Origin of the sequence: Azospirillum palustre (genome assembly GCF_002573965.1) — a bacterium.
Classification (GTDB): domain Bacteria; phylum Pseudomonadota; class Alphaproteobacteria; order Azospirillales; family Azospirillaceae; genus Azospirillum; species Azospirillum palustre.
Genome location: NZ_PDKW01000043.1, coordinates 2,348,845 through 2,367,085, shown reverse-complemented (window position 1 = coordinate 2,367,085; position 18,241 = coordinate 2,348,845). Strand labels below are relative to the sequence as shown.

Sequence of the window (18,241 nt, the reverse complement as noted above, 5' to 3'; positions counted from 1 at the left end):
AGCGGCACCGTCCTGGGTGTGATGACACCCGAACGGCCGTTTTGTTGCGCAAGTTGTACGGAATTGCCGGTCTGCACAAAAAAGGCGGGCCGAAGCCCGCCTTGTCCGTTTTCCTTACTCGTCGCCCATCTTGAGCGCGGCGATGAAGGCGCTCTGCGGGATTTCGACCTGCCCGAACTGGCGCATGCGCTTCTTGCCTTCCTTCTGCTTGTCCAGCAGCTTGCGCTTGCGGCTGATGTCGCCGCCGTAGCACTTGGCGGTCACGTCCTTGCGCATGGCGCTGATGCTCTCGCGGGCGATGATCTTGCCGCCGATGGCGGCCTGCACCGCGATCTTGAACAGCTGGCGCGGGATCAGCTCCTTCAGCCGTTCGCACAGCTGGCGGCCGCGGCGTTCGGACTGGCTGCGGTGGACGATCATCGACAGGGCGTCCACCGGCTCGGCATTCACCAGGATCGACAGCTTCACGAGGTCGCCTTCCTCATAGCTGTCCATCTGGTAGTCGAAGCTGGCATAGCCGCGGCTGATCGATTTCAACCGGTCGTAGAAGTCGAACACCACCTCGTTCAGCGGCAGGCGATAGACCAGCATGGCGCGGGCGCCGGCATAGGTCAGCTCGATCTGCTGGCCGCGCCGCTCGGTGCACAGCTGGAGAACGCCGCCGAGATACTCGTCGGGCAGCATGATCGTCGCCTTGATCCACGGCTCGTCGATGTGGTCGATCCGCATCACGTCGGGCATGTCGGCCGGGTTGTGCAGGTCGCGCACCGTCCCGTCGGTCATCGTCAGCTTGTAGACCACCGAGGGGGCGGTGGTGATGAGGTCGAGGTTGAACTCGCGCTCCAGCCGCTCCTGGATGATCTCCAGATGCAGGAGGCCGAGGAAGCCGCAGCGGAAGCCGAAGCCCAGCGCCGCCGACGTCTCCGCCTCGTAATGGAAGCTGGCGTCGTTCAGCTTCAGCTTGCCCAGGCTGTCGCGCAGCCGCTCGAAATCGGCGGCGTCGACCGGGAACAGGCCGCACCACACCACGGGAATCGACGGCTTGAAGCCTTCCAGCGCTTCGGCGGCCGGCTTGCGCTCGTCGGTGATGGTGTCGCCGACCTTGGTCTGGGTGATGTCCTTGATCGCGGCGGTGATGAAGCCCATCTCGCCCGGCCGCAGCTCGCCGGTCAGCAGCGCCTTCGGGGTGAAGACGCCGACGCGGTCGACATCGTGGGCCGAGCCGGCGGCCATGAAGCGGACCTTCTGGTTCACCTTCAGCACGCCGTCGACGACGCGCACCAGAATGACGACGCCGAGATAGGGGTCGTACCAGCTGTCGACCAGCAGGGCCTTCAGCGGCGCGTCGGCATCGCCCTTGGGCGGCGGCAGGCGCTTGACCACCGCCTCCAGCACAGCACCGATGTTGAGGCCGGACTTGGCCGAGATCTCCACCGCGTCCGAGGCGTCGAGCCCGATCACGTCCTCGATCTGCTGCTTGATCCGCTCCGGTTCGGCGGCGGGCAGGTCGATCTTGTTGAGGACCGGGATGATCTCGTGGTTGTTGTCGATCGCCTGATAGACGTTGGCGAGCGTCTGCGCCTCGACCCCCTGGGAGGCATCGACCACCAGGATCGAGCCCTCGCAGGCGGCCAAGGACCGGCTGACCTCATAGGCGAAGTCGACGTGGCCGGGGGTGTCCATCAGGTTCAGCGTGTACTGCTTGCCGTCCTCCGCCTTGTAGAGCAGGCGGACGGTCTGGGCCTTGATGGTGATGCCGCGCTCGCGCTCGATGTCCATGCTGTCGAGCACCTGCTCGCGCATCTCGCGCGCGTCGAGGCCGCCGCACTGCTGGATCAACCGGTCGGCAAGGGTCGACTTGCCATGGTCGATGTGGGCGATGATCGAGAAATTGCGGATGTGCGAGAGGTCAGTCATCGGGGCCCAAACAAGCGAGAGTTTGCCGGGAACATAGGGCGGACAGGGGATGGGCGCAATGATGGTGTGTCGGCGGGGGGCACGCAGCGCGTACGGGCGGTTGCGGCGAGGGGCGAAGTGGGGCGGATGGAACGGGATGGAACGCTTTTCGGCGGGGTGTTCACTGTTCCATCGCGGGCGGGCGGGGTGGCGGGGCCGGCGGGGCGTGGAACGTGTGGAACAGGATGGAACGGTTTTGCGGGGTGTGTTCAGTGTTCCATGCGGGCGGGCGCGAAGGGGGAGGACGCACGGAGGGAGGACGGGCCGCTGGGCGGCTTCGGCGGAGCGGGCGGAGGTGGCGGATCGCCACTGTCGGGGCATGCGGTGCCCTCCGCGGGTGGGGGAGGGCGTAGCGTAGCATGGATCGGGGAGGGGGGTAAGGGTTGGGTGGAAATAGGAGTTGGGGCTTGGGTTAATGTTGTAATGGGGCTGGGTGTTTGGGGGGGTGCCCCAGTTGTCGAGCCCGTCTGCGATGTCGCGCAGGTGAATCGTTTGACCAACCGCAGCCTGCAAACGGGCTTCGGTGATGGCGCAAGTCAGCGCGTTGTCATCAATCGATTCGAATACAGTTACAGGCCATGCTATTGTCTTGAATCTACCAGTTATTCTATGGTTTTGAAGAAATCATCTTTTAGTCGATGTTTGAAGTTCATATTGGTTTCTGATTGTATAAATTCAGTAGATTAACGTCTATTTTTAGGCGCCCGTTTTACGACTGCTTCCCATTCGCGACCCGTGACAGGGGATTGAAGAAAGAAATCAGTAAGGATATCTACAAAGTCTTGAATTTCCCCATGGTTGTTGTGATTTATTTCAAATTGTACGTTTCCATCGTTCAGATGGCAGCGTAGCCGAAGCTGTTTTTCTGCGGCCCGATTAACAAGACGTTGTGGATCAATGTGATTGATAATTCCGTGTCGATGTGCAGCAGCTAATCTCTTTGCCAATAGAGTGCGTTTTCCAATTTCGCTTTTCAAGGCTTGCACATTTTCTCCCAAGCCAAAACGAACGGCTAAAGCGTCTAATGCTTCGGCGGCCTTTCGAATTGTAACGTCACGAATATTGGTGACGGACTCAAATGTCCGAAAGTTCAATATAAATACCATGCCTTCCCAAGCGAGGAAATCAATGGCACCATCAAAATTCACAACAGCTCCATCGATCGCTACCATCTCATTTTGCTCGCGACTGAAAATAGCTGAAACCATGCCTTTTTCTCGCAGAGTGACCGTTAATCCGCGAGAGCCACGAACAAGCGTAAGAGGGCGACCATCAGAGAAATTGAGCCGCGTGATGTAGAAGCGTGCTCTCTCTACTACTTTCTCATCACCATCGAATCTAACAGGCCAATCATCGCCTGGAATTTCGTTAAGCCAAGCTGCTATAGCAGGTACGTCAGTAAGAGATATGATTCCTATACTGCCGTCGGCCATTGCGTCAAAATCAAACTCCTGAAGTACTTGATCATCGGTTGCGCGGCTTTCCAACTTGAGCAACGCATCTCGAGCGGAAGATGCGATTCGATCTGCCACCGCCCCTTGCATAGCAATTTTATGCCAATCATTTCGTCGATCTCGTGTGCGGGGCGAAAAAATAAATACATGGCAACCGATTCGTCCCTGTTCGTCCAAGGCCACACGCATATCGGTCAGAGCTGCAAAAGCGTCGTCTATCAGCGGCATGGCATCTCTCAAATTACGAAGAGAAGTATAACTTTGACGGCTGAATTTCGTGCAGTGTAACAGTTTCTTCAGGGAAGATCTCCTGTTTCTGCGTAATGACCGTTATGGAGCGACTGTTTGGTAGCTCAACCCGGAAAATCCTATATTTGAATAATAAAAAGTAGGGATTGACATACATGGTGTCCGTTCGAATCATGATAAGGATCAGGACAGCATAAAAAACAATTGCTGGCGCAACCTTGGCGACTGAGCTTAAATCATCAATCATAAGAGGTGGAATATAGGAAAGCATGTAACTTAGCACGCTTCCATCAAGCGATTCCAAAGGTTTTACTGAATATCTAGAAGGTGATGCTGCGGAAAAGCCATTACGCAAATTTAAGAATACAAAAAATGACAGGATAAAAAATATTCCTGCGATTAACATCACGATAACATCGTTTCCTTTTAAGCCCTGCTTCATCCATTCGTGCTGCACTGCTAGACCTATACAGAGCAACAGATAAAGCGGCCCAAATGAACAGAATAGGAAGCGAGCACGATACCACGTCGTCATCCCTTCCTCCCGAACAAAAGTAGAACATGGCAGATATGGAACACGCTTTCAATCAACTTCTGCCATATCTAACATATGTAGCCTCTGCAAGCCTGGACCTCTCCCAACAAACAGCAGCTCGCTTCAGCTTCTTGGCGACATATCTCCCGCTAACACGGGGGGGCCTACTCCGCCCCCACTACCATCGGCACCACCCGGCAATCTCCGCACACCAGATCCACGTCTATCTCCGCCGCGACCAGTTCCGGCCGGATGCTCATGCCGTCGCGGACCAGCCGCACCAGACCGTGCTTCGCTAAGTCTTGCAGAGCGCGCGAGACGTTGGGCTGGGCTCGGTTGGCAAGTTGAGCGAGGCGGGACACCGTCTCCGGTCGTTCGGTAGCGATCAGTTGCATCAATGTCCGGTTGGCCGGGGTCAACAGGCCGAGAAGGCCGGAGACCGCCTCGCCATCGGTGACGGACTGCACTGGGGGAACCGGGCGGGTGCCACGGGCGACCGCCAGCATCTCGTCGCGCAAATCATGCAAGGTCCGCATTCTCGGGTTCCCTGGCGTCTTTTGGTGTCTTCAACGCAGTGGCCGGTGAAGCGCTTTCAGTATGCGCTGGGCGAGGGGATGCGGCCATCACATTTGCCTTCGCGCGGGCAGGGACGCGCAAGAGGCCATGCGGTTCGGGACTCTCGGGGTGCCCCTCACCCTCCCCACGCCTTCGGCGCGGGTCCCCTCCCTCTCCCGGGGCGGGAGAGGGTGACGGGCGCGCTTCGGCGCGCCGCCAAGGGGCATGCTGCCCCTTCGCAATCCCCTGGCAAAGGCTGGCGCCTTTGCTGCCCCCTCACCCTGACCCTCTCCCCAGGGGGGAGAGGGGATTGGGGGCGTTGCGGTGCGGGGTGGGCCGTTACCGCCCCCTCGGCTTCGCCCGCGCGGTCGGTTCGGCTTCCAGCGGGTTGTCGGGCCAGTAGTGTTTCGGGTACTGGCCCTTCAAATCCGCCTTCACCGCCTTGTAGGCGTTAGCCCAGAAGCTCGCGAGGTCGCGGGTGACCTGCACCGGGCGGCGGGCGGGGGACAGCAGGTGCAGCAGCAGGGGCACCCGGCCGCCGGCGATGCGCGGAGTCTCGGCCAGACCGAACATCTCCTGCAAGCGCACCGCCAGCACCGGCTCCTCGCCGTCATAGTCGATGGGGATGCGGGAGCCGCTCGGCACCTCGACGTGGGTCGGGGCCTCGGCGTCCAGGCGGGTCTTGAGGTCCCAGGGCAGAAGGGCGCGCAGCGCGCTCGACAGGTCGATGCGCTCCAGATGGGCGCGGCGCGACACGCCGTCGAGGAAGGGGGCCAGCCACTCCTCCAGACCGTCCATCAGGGCGGCGTCGGACAGGTCGGGCCAGCCGTTGGCGTCGCCCTCGCGGGTGCGCAGGAACATCACGCGGGTGCGCCATTTGCGCAGCTCGTCGGTCCAGGGCAGGCAGGTCGGGCCCAGCGCGCGGATGCCCTCGATCATCGCGGCGGTCATCGCGTCCGCCGGCGGCTTGGCCAGCTTCTCGTCCTTCAGGATCAGGGCGAACAGCATGCGGCGGCGGCGCGCCAGCACCGTCTGCTCGCGCGCGTCCCAGGCGACGATGGTCTCCGTGCGGATGTCGTCGGCGAAGCTCTCCTCCAGATCGGCCAGCGTGACCGGGGCGGCCAGGAAGATGCGCGATTCGCGGGCGGCGCCGTCGAGGTCGGCGATGGCGAGCCACTCCTCGGCCGACAGCGGCTCGGCCTGCTGGAAATAGGCGCCGCGCCCGCCCGACAGGCGGTACTGCGCCGCGACTCCGCCCGGTTGGCCGCCGGGGCGGCGCTGGCCGATGCGGTCGGGATAGGCGAGCGCCACCAGCAGGCCGACGGCCTGCGAGTCCATCGCGTCGTCGTCGCGCACGCCAAGCTGGCGGCGCCACTGCCGGGCCTGCTTCACCGCCTGCTGCGCCCCGCCGCGGTCGACGCTGAGGCCGCGCGCCGCACCCTGACCACCGCGCTCTTCGCCGCGCAGCAGGTCGACGCGCAGGCGCAGGTCGGCGTCGCGGAAACCGGGCTGGCTGCGGACGATGTCGCGCTCGCCCAGCAGGGCCGCGACCAGACAGGCGAGCGCGCCCTGGCCCATCGCCTTGCCGGCCAGCATCATGTGGGCCAGACGCGGATGCACGCCGAAGCCGGCCATGCGGCGGCCGTGCGGGGTGATGGCGCCCGATTTGTCGAGACCGCCGAGGCCGGTCAGCAGCTCGCGCGCCTGGGCCATCGCCGCGGCCGGCGGCTGGTCGAGCCAGGACAGGCCGGCGGGGTCGGAGACACCCCACACCGCAAGCTCCAGCGCCAGCGGGGCGAGGTCGGCGTCGGCGATCTCCGGCGTGGTGAAGGGGGCCAGCGCCTTGTGCGTCGCCTCCGGCCACAGGCGGTAGCAGACGCCGGGCTCCAGACGGCCGGCGCGGCCACGGCGCTGCTCGGCCGAGGCCTGGCTGACCTTCACCGTCGCCAGACGGGTCATGCCGCCGCGCGGGTCGAAGCGCGGAACCCGCATCAGCCCGCTGTCCACCACGATGCGGATGCCCTCGATGGTCAGGCTGGTCTCGGCGATGGAGGTCGCCAGCACGATCTTGCGCTGGCCGGGCGGGGTGGGGCCGATGGCGCGGTCCTGCGCCTCGGCCGACAGGTCGCCATAGAGCGGGGCGATGACGGTGTTCGGGCCGAGGTCGGACTGGTCGAGCAGGGACTGGACGCGGCGGATCTCGCCGACGCCGGGCAGGAAGACCAGGGCGTTGCCGGGCTCCTCGCGCAGCGCGCGGCGGACGGCGGCGGCCACCGCGTCCTCGATGCGGGTGCCTTGCGCTGGGGCGTCGAGGTGGCGGGTCTCGACCGGGTGGGCGCGGCCCTCGCTGGTCACCATCTGGGCGGGGCCTTGCGTGTCCGCGAGAAGGGCGGCGACCGGGGCGGCGTCGAGCGTCGCCGACATCACGACGAGGCGCAGATCGTCGCGCAGCGCGCCGCGCGCCTCCTGCACCAGGGCCAGGGCGAGGTCGCTGTCGATGCCGCGCTCGTGGAACTCGTCGAACAGGACGGCGCCGACGGCGGGAAGCTCCGGATCCTCCTGAAGCTGGCGCAGGAACAGGCCGTCGGTCACCACCTCGATCCGCGTCCTCGGGCCGACCTTGGTATCCAGGCGGACGCGGTAGCCGACGGTCTCGCCCACCGCCTCCCCCAGCATCGACGCCATCCGGCGGGCGGCGGCGCGGGCGGCGAGACGCCGCGGCTCCAGCACCAGGATCTTGCGGCCCTTCAGCCAACCGGCCTCCAGCAGGGCCAGCGGCACGCGGGTGGTCTTGCCCGCACCCGGCGGGGCCTGGAGCACGGCGGTGCCGCGGCTGTCCAGCGCCTCCAAGAGGGCGGGCAGGACGGGATCGATTGGCAGGGCGGGGAAGGCGGGCTTGCTCATGGGGGGAGTCTGCTGCCGCGAACCGGCGTGAAAGGCAATGCTTTTCGGGTGCCGGCAGGCGCGGCACGCGCCAAAAGGTCGCAGGGGTGGGGCAGCGGGAGAGCGGTCGCGACCGATGGCCTTAAAAACTGTATGGTTTTGCTGTCGTCGGGCTTTTTCGCACCTCAAAGGGACCCATGACCGATATCCACGACGCCGCCCTGTTCCTCGCCCACGCCTGTGCGCTGGAGGAGGACGCCGCCAACCGCTTCTCCGACCTGTCGGAGGCGATGAAGACCTATGGCAACCAGGAGGTCGCGGCCTTCTTCGGCCAGATGGCGAAATTCTCGCGCCTGCATCTGGCCGAGGCGCGGGAACGGTCGGGCTTTCGCAAGATCCCCGATCTGGCGCCGGAAGACTTCCAGTGGCCGGACGGCGACAGCCCGGAAGCGGCCTCGATGGAAGGCTCGCACTATCTGATGACGGTGGAATACGCGCTGGAGCTGGCGCTCGACAGCGAGCGGCGCGGGCAGGCCTTCTATGCCGAGGTGGCGAAGACCACCACCGACGCCGAGGTCCGCATGATGGCCGAGGAGTTCGCCGCCGAAGAGGCCGAGCATGTCGCCCAGCTGGAGGTGTGGGCCAAGCGCTATCCGGCCTTGCAGGCTTGAAGAGTGAGGAAGGGGGCGCTGGCTGCCCCCTCCCCTGGTTACTTTGACAGGGCGGACCAGTCGATCTCGTACACCTTGTCGGCCGGCTGGTAGGTCTTGAAGGCGGCGATCACGTCGTCGACGCTGACGCCGCCCGGCACGTTCTGGATTTCATAGACGACCGAGCTGCCGCTGGTCGGGCCGACGTCGGCGTTGCGGTGGGCCTGCGAGACCAGCCCTTCGCCGGCCTTCTTGATCATGATGGAAGCCATGCATCCGTCTCCTGTTGCGACTCGCCCGACGGCAAAACCATAAACAAAAAGTGGTTTAACCGGAAGGCGGAAAGAACGGCGACGTTTGCACTGCGTCATTTTGGGAGCGGCGCTCAGGGCAGGGAGGCGGCCTCCGTCACCGGGGCGCGGCCGGGCATGCGGTCGGGCTGGGCGCCGCGCAGCGCCCCGGCGATGCCGCCGGTCAGCCAGACCGAGAAGGCCTTGCGGCCGGTGTCGCTGGCCTGATCGCAGGCGGCGGTGGGGGCGGCGTCCTCATAGTCCTCGGGCTCCACGGCTGCGGTGCTGCCGTAGTTCCACAAGGGCAGCGAGGCGGCGGAGGGCTGGGCTGACGGCTCGGCGGCCGAGGCGCTGGAGATCAGGCTGGGCGCCTGCCGGGCCGGGCGGCTGTGCACCTCGATCAGGGCGACGCGGATGCCGGCGGCCCAGGCGCGGTCGATGAAGGCGCGGACCTGCCGCTCGGTGGCGCTGGAGCCGGCGACGGCCCCGGGCGCTCCGCCGGTCAGCCAGGCCGATGGCGTCGGGCCGCAGCCGCGCCGGTATTGCAGGGCCACCTGATCCTGCACATAGGTCTGGCCACGATAGAGGCGCATCAGGCCGTTGCCGTAGCGCTGGAGTTCGTCGACCGGACCGCGGCTGGCGGTCAGCAGGTTGCGGTCGATCAGGATCAGCGTCGGCTTGACGGCGATCAGCCGGTCGAGCAGCGGTTCGAAATCGGCGAACTGGGCCTGCCGGTGGACGATGCGCAGGAATTCCAGGTTGGGCACGCCACGCTCGGCGGCGACCTTCGCCATGCTGCGCTCGTCCAGCGTGGCGTCGCGCAGCGCGGTGTCGCCCAGCGCCACCACCATCACCGAATCGGGGAGGCGGGCGGCCCGCTCGGCCACCGTGTTGATGCGGTTCAGATTGTACCAGGCGAAGGGCTGGTCGTAGAGCATGGACCCGGTCCACAGCACCCCCAGCGCCGCCAGCCCGGCCAGCATCAGCGGCGCGATCAGCACCGTCCCCAGCACTCCCCAGCGCCGCCTGCCGCGCCGCGGCGTCTCCGCGGCGCTGGCTTCCCCGGCGTGGGGGGAAACGGATTGCTGGTCCGGCTGAGACTGGGACGGGGGCTCCTGCGGGTCGAGATGGGGCATCGGGCGTCTCCGGGCGTGCTGCGGCTCCTCCCACAACGCGCGGGGGAGGTGAATCGACACGCGGTAATTGGGGGTATCCCCAAGGTCCCGGAACACCTCCGCCGCAGGGTCCCGGTTTGCCGAACGCGCCGTTTGTGTGTAGGCTCCGACCATGGAGGACGGCCTTGCCGCAGGGTTGGCCCCTTACAACAGGATTGGGCGATGAGCACCGAGATCCGCACCTTCAGCATTCCCGACGCCGCCGCCGAAGAGGCGCAGGCGGAGCTGTCCAGCTTCCTGCGGACGGTCGAGGTCCAGCGCATCGAAACCGCCTATGCCGACGGGGCGTGGCGCGTGCTGGTGCTGTTCACCGACCTCCGCCGCAAGGAGGAATCGCAGCAGATCGAGGCCGCCATCGCCGCGGCGCTGAACGGCTGGCGCGACAAGGCCGCCGCCCAGGCCGGGGTGACGCGCGACGCCATTCTGGCCGACGATCTGGTGCAGGAGATCGCCCGCTTCGCTCCCACGACGGAGCATGAGCTGGCGATCATCGTGAATGCCCGCGGTCAGGCCATCTCGCCCCAGGGCGGCGAGATCGTGCAGGTGGTGCGCTCGACGCTGGACCTGCTGATCGACTGACCGGCTCCCGAAGGGACGGCCGGCGGAGTCCTATCCGATTCGGCAAGGCAATGCACAGCCAAAAGCTGTGGCCGACCTGCCGTAAGCGTCAGTTGGTTCGGGCGGGCTGGTATGCCAGGATTTCCCCTTCACTGGCACCGGTGGATGGGATGGCTGTGGCTTCGAAGGATCATCCGAAACGTCGTGGCGCGGCACCGCACGTGGCTACGGCGGACGCGGTGTGGACCATGGTTCCGGACTATCGCAAGATGGCGCAGGAACTGGCCCGGCTGGGGGTGGAAGCCGCCCGGCGCGCCCGCATGACCGGCAACGGGCAGTTTGACCGGCTCGCCCACACCCTGACCAGCCGGGCGGACGAGATCCTGGACGATCTGGAGCGCGGCCGGAAGATTTGACGGCAGGATTGGACGGTTGGGGAAAAAGGAAACGGCGCCCGGATGGGGCGCCGTTTTTGTTTTCGCAAGTCTGCCGGGTGCCCCCTCGCCCCAACCCTCTCCCCGGAGGGAGAGGGGAGTGCCGGGGGCAATCGGCCTTCAGACCCGGCCTCAGACCACCTTGGCGCCGTGCATGGCGGCGATCTGGTCCTTGCTGTAGCCGAGCTGGGCCAGGACCTCGTCCGTGTGCTCGCCGAGCAGCGGCGAGCCGGTGACCTCGACCGTCATGTCCGAGAACTTGATCGGGCTGCCGACGGTCAGGTACTTGCCGCGCTGCTTGTGGTCGACCTCGACGACGGTGCCGCTGGCGCGCAGCGACGGGTCCTCGGCGATCTCCTTCATCGACAGCACCGGCGCACACGGGATGTCGTACTTGCGCAGGATGTCGACGGCCTCGAACTTGGTCTTGTCCTTCAGCCAATCCTCGATGATCGCGAAGATGTCGAAGATCTTGTCCTGACGGGCGAGAGCCGTGTTGTAGGCCGGATCGTCGATCCACTCCTCGCGGCCCAGAGCCTTGCAGATCGGCGCCCAGGCATGGCCCTGGATGGTGAAGTAGATGTAGGCGTTGGGATCGGTCTCCCAGCCCTTGCACTTCAGCACCCAGCCCGGCTGGCCGCCGCCGCCGGCATTGCCGCCGCGCGGAACCACGTCGGTGAACTTGCCGTGCGGGTACTGCGGGTATTCCTCCAGGTAGCCGACGCGGTCCAGGCGCTGCTGGTCGCGCAGCTTGACGCGGCAGAGGTTCAGCACGCTGTCCTGCATCGACACGGCGACCTTCTGGCCCTTGCCGGTCTTGGTGCGGGCCATGAGCGCGGTCAGGATGCCGATGGCGAGGTGCATGCCGGTGTTGCTGTCGCCGAGAGCGGCGGCGGACACGGTCGGCGGGCCATCCCAGAAGCCGGTGGTGGAGGCGGCACCGCCGGCGCACTGGGCGACGTTCTCATAGACCTTCAGGTCCTGGTAATGGTGGCCGTCGCTGAAGCCCTTGACCGAGGCGACGATCATGCCGGGGTTCAATTCCTTGATCTTGTCCCAGCTGAAGCCCATGCGATCCAGCGCGCCGGGGCCGAAATTCTCGACCAGCACGTCGGATTCCTTGATCAGACGGGTCAGGACTTCCTTGCCCTCGGCGGTCTTGGTGTCCAGCGTCAGGGAGCGCTTGTTGCTGTTGAGCATGGTGAAGTACAGCGCGTCGGCATCCGGGATGTCGCGCAGCTGGCTGCGGGTGACGTCGCCGGCGCCCGGACGTTCGACCTTGATCACGTCCGCGCCGTACCAGGCCAGAAGCTGGGTGCAGGCGGGGCCGGCCTGCACGTGGGTGAAGTCGATGATCTTGATGCCTTCGAGCGGCTTGGTCATGACTGCAACACTCCCTTATTTCGCGTTGTTTCAGTTTGTCTGCTGGATTTGATCTTCGGAGACCGGCCCCGATTCGATCTTCGGGGCCTGCTCCCGTGGTCCGCTCGCGCTCAGCCGGCGGCAGCGACGCCGGCTTTGGCGGCGGCTTCGAGGTCGGTGAGGCGGCGGCGCAATGTCCGCTCTTCGGTCCAGCGGGCGGTTTCGTCCCGCACCACGGCGGCGATCCCGGTCACCGCACCGTCGGTCCCGCGCAAAAGCGCGACGGTGAAGGCGATCGACAGGCTGTGCCCGTCCTTGTGGACCGCCGGAACCCGAAGCAGGTCATGGCCGTAGCGGGTCTCGCCGGTGGCCATGGTGTTTTCATACCCATCCCAATGACGCTGGCGCTGGCGTTCCGGAATGATGATGTCGAGCGACTTGCCCATCGCCTCGTCGGCGGTGAAGCCGAACATCCGCTCCGCCGCCGCATTCCACAGGGCGATGGCGCCGGCCGGATCGGACACGATGACGGCATCGCCGATCGCCGCCACCAGCTGTTCGCAATCCACAACCGCGGGCGAACCCGCTGCTGTCCTCTCGTCCATGTCGATCTCCTTGGTGCCCGCCCCCTCTTGGATTGGGCACCGGGGGAGCCGGTGCGGCGATGGCCCGGAAGCCGCCGTCGCACTGACATTATCGATACGGTATACCAGATACCATATCTCTGGCAAGAGGATTTGAGCGCTCCGCGAACTGTTGTTTGCGCGAACCTTTCGGGAGTTCCCTCTCCCGCCCCGGGAGAGGGAGGGGACCCACGAAGTGGGGAGGGTGAGGGGCGATCCGGACATGGATTTCCGATCCTTGGATCACCCCTCACCCTTCCCAAGCTTCGCTTGGGCCCCTTCCCTCTCCCGGGGCGGGAGAGGGAGTGCAAAAAGAAAAAGGGCGCCTTGCGGCGCCCCTTCAGGGTTCCAAGGGCGGAAGCCCTTGGACGGGTGGGTCAAGGGAGGGCAGTTGCCCTCCCTTGCCTCGTTAAGCCCGGTATGTCGGATCAGACGTCCAGCAGCAGGCGGCGCGGATCCTCGATCAGCTCCTTGATGCGGACGAGGAAGGTGACCGCTTCCTTGCCGTCGATGATGCGGTGATCGTAGGACAGCGCCAGATACATCATCGGGCGGACCTCGATCTTGCCGCCGACGACGACCGCGCGGTCCATCGTCTTGTGCATGCCGAGGATAGCCGACTGCGGCGGGTTGATGATCGGGGTCGACATCAGCGAGCCGTAGACACCACCGTTGGAGATGGTGAAGGTGCCCCCGGTCAGCTCGTCCATCGACAGCTTGCCGTCGCGGCCCTTCTTGCCGAGTGCTGCGATGGTGCCCTCGACGCCGGCGAAGTCCAGCTGGTCGGCGTTGCGCACCACCGGAACCACCAGACCCTGCGGCGTGCCGACGGCGACACCGATGTCATAGTAGTTCTTGTAGACGATGTCGGTGCCGTCGATCTCGGCGTTGACGGCCGGGATTTCCTTCAGGGCCTGGACGGCGGCCTTGACGAAGAAGGACATGAAGCCGAGCCGCACCTTGTGGCGCTTTTCGAAATAGTCCTTGTACTCGGCGCGCAGAGCCATCGCCGCCGACATGTCCACCTCGTTGAAGGTGGTCAGCATGGCGGCGCTGTTCTGGGCCTCCTTCAGACGCTCGGCGATGCGCTGGCGCAGGCGGGTCATGCGGACGCGCTCTTCCTGAGATGCCCGCGGACGGTCGCCCTGGGTGCCGGCGGCCCACTGGACCTTCGGGGCCGGAGCCGGGGCGGCCGGCTTGGCGGCGGGAGCGGCAACCGGGGCGGCGATGACGTCGCCCTTGGTGATGCGGCCGTCCTTGCCCGAACCGGCGATGGCGGACGTGTCGACGCCCTTCTCGTCGGCCAGCTTGCGGGCGGCCGGGCCGGAGGCGGCGATGTTGCCCGGAGCGGCGGCAGCAGCGGGGGCGGCAGCCGGGGCCGGGGCGGCGGCGGGAGCCGGAGCAGCGGCCGGAGCGGCGGCGGCCGGGGCGGCGGCAGCGCCGGCGCCTTCGGTGAGGACGCCCAGCAGGGCGCCGACCTCGACGTTCGCACCTTCCGCGGCGACGATCTCGGCCAGCACGCCGGCGGCCGGGGCGTTCACCTCGAGCGTGACCTTGTCGGTCTCCAGCTCGACCAGCGCCTCGTCCATGGCGACGGCCTCGCCGGCCTTCTTCAGCCAGCGGGCGACCGTCGCCTCGGAGACGGACTCACCCAGCGTGGGGACCTTGATTTCGGTAGCCATTTCTTATTCCTCGTTCGTCTTCTTGTTCGCTTGGGTGAGGGTCAGCGGACCGTCAGGGCTTCATCCAGGAGCTTGGCCTGCTCCTTGTTGTGGCGCTTCAGCAGGCCGGTCGCCGGCGAGGCGGTGGCCGGGCGGCCGACATAGGACGGGCGGCCGGCCTTGTGGCCGACGTCCTTCAGCACGGCTTCCAGGCGGCGGTCGGCGAAGAACCAGGCGCCCTGGTTCTCCGGCTCTTCCTGGCACCAGACCAGCTCGGCGTTCGGATACTTGGCGAACTCGGCCGCCAGCGCATCCTTCGGGAACGGGTAGAGCTGTTCCAGGCGCAGGATGACGACGTCCTTGATGCCGCGGCTCATGCGCTCCTGCAGCAGGTCGTAATAGACCTTGCCGGAGCAGACGACGATGCGGCGGATCTTGTCGTTGGCGGCCAGATCGTTGGCGGTCTCGCCCAGCACGCGGTGGAACGTGCTGCCCGGGCCCATCTCCGACAGGTCGGAGATGCACAGCTTGTGGCGCAGCAGCGACTTCGGCGTGAACAGCACCAGCGGCTTGCGGAAGCTGCGGCGGATCTGGCGGCGGAAGACGTGGAACAGGTTGGCCGGCGTCGTCACGTTGCAGATCTGCCAGTTGTCCTCGGCGCACATCTGCAGGAAGCGTTCCGGACGGGCGGACGAGTGTTCCGGGCCCTGGCCCTCGTAGCCGTGCGGCAGCAGCAGCACCAGGCCGGACATGCGCAGCCACTTGGACTCGCCCGACGAGATGAACTGGTCGATGATGGTCTGCGCGGTGTTGGCGAAATCGCCGAACTGCGCTTCCCACAGCACCAGATTGTGCGGCTCGGCCAGCGAATAGCCGTATTCGTAGCCGACGACGGCGGCTTCCGACAGCGGGCTGTCATGGACCTCGAAGGTCGCCTGGTCCGGGCTGACGTGGCAGAGCGGGACGTACTTCTCTTCGGTGTTCTGGTCGTACATCACCGCATGGCGGTGCGAGAAGGTGCCGCGGCCGGAATCCTGGCCCGACAGGCGGACGCCGGTGCCCTCGGCGACCAGCGTGGCGTAGGCCAGCGCCTCGGCGGTCGCCCAGTCGATGCCTTCGCCGGTCTCCAGCGTCTTCTTCTTGGCTTCCAGCTGGCGCGCGATCTTGGAATTGATCGCGAAGTCCTTCGGATACTCGCAGAGCTTGAAGCCGATCTGCTTCAGCTTGTCGAGCTCCACGCCGGTCTCGCCGCGGTGGGCGGTGTTGGCGCCCTGCGCCTCCAGCCCGGCCCACTTGCCTTCCAGCCAGTCGGCCTTGTTCGGCTTGTAGGTGCTGGACGCCTCGAACTCGGCCTCCAGCTTCTTCATGAAGTCCTGGGTGATCTGGTCGCCCTCGGACTGGGTGATCACGTTCTCCGCCACCAGCTGCTTGGCATACAGCTCGCGCGTGGTCGCGTGGGAGCGGATGTTCTTGTACATGATCGGCTGGGTGAAGCCCGGCTCGTCGCCCTCGTTGTGGCCGTGGCGGCGGTAGCAGACCATGTCGATCACGACGTCCCGCTTGAACTTCTGGCGGAACTCGATGGCGATGCGGCTGACATGGACGACGGCTTCGGGATCGTCGCCGTTCACGTGGAAGATCGGCGCCTGCACCATCTTGGCCATGTCGGAGCAGTACACGCCCGACCGCGAATAGGTCGGGTTGGTGGTGAAGCCGATCTGGTTGTTGATGATGAAGTGCATGGTGCCGCCGGTGCGGTAGCCGCGCAGCTCCGACAGGCCCAGCGTCTCGGCCACGATGCCCTGGCCGGCGAAGGCGGCGTCGCCGTGGATCAGCACGCCCATCACCTGCTCGCGCTCAAGGTCGCGGCGCTGCTGCTGCTTGGCGCGCACCTTGCCCAGCACGACCGGGTTGACCCATTCCAGGTGGGACGGGTTGGCGGTCAGCGACAGGTGGACGATGTTGCCGTTGAAGTCGCGGTCCGACGAGGTGCCGAGATGGTACTTCACGTCGCCGGAGCCCTGGACGTCCTCGGGGCTCGACGGGTTGCCCTGGAACTCCGAGAAGACGGCGGAGAAGGGCTTGCCCATGAAGTTGGTCAGCATGTTCAGACGGCCGCGGTGGGCCATGCCGACGACGGCCTCCTTGAGGCCGAGCTGGCCGCCGCGCTTCAGGATCTGCTCCAGCGCGGGGATCATCGACTCGCCGCCCTCAAGGCCGAAGCGCTTGGTGCCGGTGTATTTCAGCTGCAGGAACTTCTCGAAGCCCTCGGCCGCGGTCAGCCGCTCCAGGATGGCGCGCTTGCCGTTCACCGTGAAGTCGGTGTGGTTGCGGCCGCCCTCGATGCGCTCCTGGATCCAGGCCTTCTCTTCCGGATCCTGGATGTGCATGAACTCGACGCCGATCGTCCCGCAATAGGTCTTGTGCAGGATGTCGAGGATCTGGCGCAGCGTCGCCGTTTCCAGCCCGAGCGAGTAGTTCAGGAAGATCGGACGGTCGAGGTCGTCCGGGCCGAAGCCGTAGGTCGCCGGATCCAGCTCCGGGTGCGGCTCGCGCTTCTCCAGGCCCAGCGGGTCGAAATGCGCGTTCATATGGCCGCGGACGCGGAAGACGCGGATCAGCATCAGGGCGCGGATGCTGTCCAGCGTGGCGGCGCGCAGCTGCTGCGGGCTGATGCCGCCGTAGACCTGCTGGGTATGGGACAGCATGGCGCCGTTGCCGGGGCCGTTCATCGCCGCGGCGGCGCCGTTCGTGGCGGCGCCGTTGGGGGTGGCGACGATGAAGCTCTCGGCGACCGGGTCGCGCTTGGCCTTGGGGTCCTCCAGATCGGACACGGTCCAGGACGCGCCGCGCAGCTCGTCCAGGACGGCGCGCGAATCCTCGTCCAGATCCTGGAAGAAGCTGTTCCAGCTGGGATCGACGGCGGCCGGGTTGGACAGGTAGCTGGCGTAGAGCTCGGCGACGTAACCGGCGTTCGAGCCGAAGAGGAACGAGGTCTGTTCCAGATTTGCCGACATGGTTTCACCTCGGGCCGTGAGCCCGATTCCCTGTGGGAGATGATCGCGAGTGATGAAGGGGGCGGGAGATCGATGGATACCCATGTGCAAGAACCGGCGAGGGGAGCCGGTGGGATGCGAGGTGGGATGCCGTGCGCACCGCCGACGCTTGCATATGGGTTCCCAGGACCAACCGTCCAAGAGGATAGGCCGAAGGGGCGTCGGGCGGGGCACCGCAGCGTCCCGCCCGTCAACCTCTTCGAAAGGCGTCCTCTTTTCAAAGGCATCAGGCCGCGGGCGTCACGTCGCCGTGACGCCCGCAGGCGATCAGCCCTTGAACACCTTCAGCATGGTGGAGCCCAGGCTGGCGGGGCTGTCGGCGACGGCGATGCCGACCGACTTCATGAAGTCGATCTTGAAGTCGGCGGTGTCGTTGCCGCCGGAAATCACCGCGCCGGCATGGCCCATGCGGCGTCCCGGAGGAGCCGTGCGGCCGGCGATGAAGCCGACGACCGGCTTCTTGGTGCCCGAGGCCTTGATGAACTCGGCGCCGAGGCTCCCGGCCTCGTCATCCTCGGCAAGCAGGCCATCGACGACGACTGCAACCAGACCGGCCAGATGCTGGCGGCGCTGCTCGGCTGGGGCCAGGGCACCTTCGCCTCGAAGATCGCCGCCGGTGACGGCACGGTCGCCGTGACCCGCGAGATCGACGGCGGGCTGGAGACGGTGGAGCTGAAGCTGCCGGCGGTGGTCACCGCCGACCTGCGCCTGAACGAGCCGCGCTATGCTTCGCTGCCGAACATCATGAAGGCGAAGAAGAAGCCGCTGGAGACCGTCACGCCGGACAGCCTGGGCGTCGA

General features: G+C 65.8%; 15 protein-coding genes and 1 pseudogene. 4 read left to right on the top strand and 12 right to left on the bottom strand.

All coding sequences use genetic code 11. The features are described from left to right. Positions 1-114 precede the first annotated feature (114 nt). The 5 genes from lepA to hrpB all read right to left on the bottom strand — a co-directional run bounded on the left by lepA (position 115) and on the right by hrpB (position 7,653). Complete coding sequence (gene lepA, locus CRT60_RS33505) at positions 115-1,917, bottom strand: translation elongation factor 4 (RefSeq protein ID WP_098740672.1); 1,803 nt, start codon at positions 1,915-1,917, stop codon at positions 115-117. A 722-nt stretch (positions 1,918-2,639) separates the two neighbouring features. Then, a complete protein-coding gene (locus CRT60_RS33500) occupies positions 2,640-3,638 on the bottom strand; it encodes a Kiwa anti-phage protein KwaB-like domain-containing protein (RefSeq protein ID WP_098740671.1) in 999 nt (332 codons plus the stop codon). A gap of 13 nt (positions 3,639-3,651) precedes the next feature. Then, complete coding sequence (locus CRT60_RS35950) at positions 3,652-4,194, bottom strand: hypothetical protein (RefSeq protein ID WP_143273435.1); 543 nt, start codon at positions 4,192-4,194, stop codon at positions 3,652-3,654. 164 nt (positions 4,195-4,358) lie between these two features. Further along, positions 4,359-4,730 carry an HVO_A0114 family putative DNA-binding protein gene (locus tag CRT60_RS33495; protein WP_098740670.1) on the bottom strand — a complete coding sequence of 124 codons (372 nt, stop codon included), beginning with the start codon at positions 4,728-4,730 and terminating at the stop codon, positions 4,359-4,361. A 358-nt stretch (positions 4,731-5,088) separates the two neighbouring features. After that, complete coding sequence (gene hrpB, locus CRT60_RS33490; RefSeq protein ID WP_098740669.1) at positions 5,089-7,653, bottom strand: ATP-dependent helicase HrpB; 2,565 nt, start codon at positions 7,651-7,653, stop codon at positions 5,089-5,091. A gap of 176 nt (positions 7,654-7,829) precedes the next feature. Between hrpB and CRT60_RS33485 the strand changes: the two genes are divergently transcribed. Continuing rightward, complete coding sequence (locus CRT60_RS33485; RefSeq protein WP_098740668.1) at positions 7,830-8,303, top strand: ferritin-like domain-containing protein; 474 nt, start codon at positions 7,830-7,832, stop codon at positions 8,301-8,303. A gap of 38 nt (positions 8,304-8,341) precedes the next feature. Here CRT60_RS33485 and CRT60_RS33480 read toward each other — a convergent pair whose 3' ends face one another. Both CRT60_RS33480 and CRT60_RS33475 read right to left on the bottom strand, forming a co-directional pair. After that, on the bottom strand, positions 8,342-8,554 hold the full coding sequence (locus CRT60_RS33480) for a hypothetical protein (protein ID WP_098740667.1): 213 nt from the start codon (positions 8,552-8,554) through the stop codon (positions 8,342-8,344). 113 nt (positions 8,555-8,667) lie between these two features. Then, the gene (locus CRT60_RS33475; protein WP_143273434.1) at positions 8,668-9,708 is read right to left on the bottom strand and encodes a hypothetical protein; all 1,041 of its coding nucleotides are present in this window, start codon (positions 9,706-9,708) and stop codon (positions 8,668-8,670) included. Positions 9,709-9,909: 201 nt separating this feature from the next. Between CRT60_RS33475 and CRT60_RS33470 the strand changes: the two genes are divergently transcribed. Both CRT60_RS33470 and CRT60_RS33465 read left to right on the top strand, forming a co-directional pair. Continuing rightward, a complete protein-coding gene (locus tag CRT60_RS33470) occupies positions 9,910-10,326 on the top strand; it encodes an HRDC domain-containing protein (RefSeq protein WP_098740665.1) in 417 nt (138 codons plus the stop codon). Between the two features lie 227 nt (positions 10,327-10,553). Next, positions 10,554-10,721 (top strand): hypothetical protein, encoded by a 168-nt coding sequence (locus CRT60_RS33465; RefSeq protein WP_244592888.1) that lies wholly within the window; start codon positions 10,554-10,556, stop codon positions 10,719-10,721. A gap of 150 nt (positions 10,722-10,871) precedes the next feature. On the opposite strand, the gene frc is transcribed toward CRT60_RS33465, so the two are convergent. The 5 genes and pseudogenes from frc to CRT60_RS37665 form a co-directional block, all read right to left on the bottom strand. Further along, positions 10,872-12,122, bottom strand: a complete 1,251-nt coding sequence (gene frc / locus CRT60_RS33460) for a formyl-CoA transferase (RefSeq protein WP_098740663.1) — start codon at positions 12,120-12,122, stop codon at positions 10,872-10,874. A gap of 110 nt (positions 12,123-12,232) precedes the next feature. Beyond that, complete coding sequence (locus tag CRT60_RS33455; RefSeq protein WP_098740662.1) at positions 12,233-12,706, bottom strand: PAS domain-containing protein; 474 nt, start codon at positions 12,704-12,706, stop codon at positions 12,233-12,235. A 446-nt stretch (positions 12,707-13,152) separates the two neighbouring features. Continuing rightward, positions 13,153-14,406, bottom strand: coding sequence for a 2-oxoglutarate dehydrogenase complex dihydrolipoyllysine-residue succinyltransferase (gene odhB / locus CRT60_RS33450; protein ID WP_098740661.1), 1,254 nt, complete (start codon positions 14,404-14,406; stop codon positions 13,153-13,155). A gap of 41 nt (positions 14,407-14,447) precedes the next feature. Continuing rightward, positions 14,448-17,402 (bottom strand): 2-oxoglutarate dehydrogenase E1 component, encoded by a 2,955-nt coding sequence (locus CRT60_RS33445; protein WP_098740660.1) that lies wholly within the window; start codon positions 17,400-17,402, stop codon positions 14,448-14,450. A 306-nt stretch (positions 17,403-17,708) separates the two neighbouring features. After that, positions 17,709-17,954, bottom strand: a pseudogene (locus CRT60_RS37665) (succinate--CoA ligase subunit alpha); the annotation flags it as partial. Here CRT60_RS37665 and CRT60_RS33435 point away from each other — a divergent pair. Beyond that, positions 17,841-18,241: electron transfer flavoprotein subunit beta/FixA family protein (locus tag CRT60_RS33435; RefSeq protein ID WP_425290430.1), on the top strand; the 401-nt coding region annotated here is incomplete at its 3' end. The pseudogene CRT60_RS37665 and the gene CRT60_RS33435 sit on opposite strands and share 114 nt — an antisense overlap.

Bases quoted from the DNA above. Each gene is read 5' to 3' on its own strand.
- lepA (WP_098740672.1), bottom strand. From the start codon at position 1,917: ATGACTGACCTCTCGCACATCCGCAATTTCTCGATCATCGCCCACATC.
- CRT60_RS33480 (WP_098740667.1), bottom strand. From the start codon at position 8,554: ATGGCTTCCATCATGATCAAGAAGGCCGGCGAAGGGCTGGTCTCGCAG.
- CRT60_RS33500 (WP_098740671.1), bottom strand. From the start codon at position 3,638: ATGCCGCTGATAGACGACGCTTTTGCAGCTCTGACCGATATGCGTGTG.
- CRT60_RS33465 (WP_244592888.1), top strand. From the start codon at position 10,554: ATGGTTCCGGACTATCGCAAGATGGCGCAGGAACTGGCCCGGCTGGGG.
- CRT60_RS33495 (WP_098740670.1), bottom strand. From the start codon at position 4,730: ATGCGGACCTTGCATGATTTGCGCGACGAGATGCTGGCGGTCGCCCGT.
- CRT60_RS33475 (WP_143273434.1), bottom strand. From the start codon at position 9,708: ATGCCCCATCTCGACCCGCAGGAGCCCCCGTCCCAGTCTCAGCCGGAC.
- CRT60_RS35950 (WP_143273435.1), bottom strand. From the start codon at position 4,194: ATGACGACGTGGTATCGTGCTCGCTTCCTATTCTGTTCATTTGGGCCG.
- CRT60_RS33445 (WP_098740660.1), bottom strand. From the start codon at position 17,402: ATGTCGGCAAATCTGGAACAGACCTCGTTCCTCTTCGGCTCGAACGCC.
- CRT60_RS33455 (WP_098740662.1), bottom strand. From the start codon at position 12,706: ATGGACGAGAGGACAGCAGCGGGTTCGCCCGCGGTTGTGGATTGCGAA.
- frc (WP_098740663.1), bottom strand. From the start codon at position 12,122: ATGACCAAGCCGCTCGAAGGCATCAAGATCATCGACTTCACCCACGTG.
- CRT60_RS33485 (WP_098740668.1), top strand. From the start codon at position 7,830: ATGACCGATATCCACGACGCCGCCCTGTTCCTCGCCCACGCCTGTGCG.
- CRT60_RS33470 (WP_098740665.1), top strand. From the start codon at position 9,910: ATGAGCACCGAGATCCGCACCTTCAGCATTCCCGACGCCGCCGCCGAA.
- odhB (WP_098740661.1), bottom strand. From the start codon at position 14,406: ATGGCTACCGAAATCAAGGTCCCCACGCTGGGTGAGTCCGTCTCCGAG.
- hrpB (WP_098740669.1), bottom strand. From the start codon at position 7,653: ATGAGCAAGCCCGCCTTCCCCGCCCTGCCAATCGATCCCGTCCTGCCC.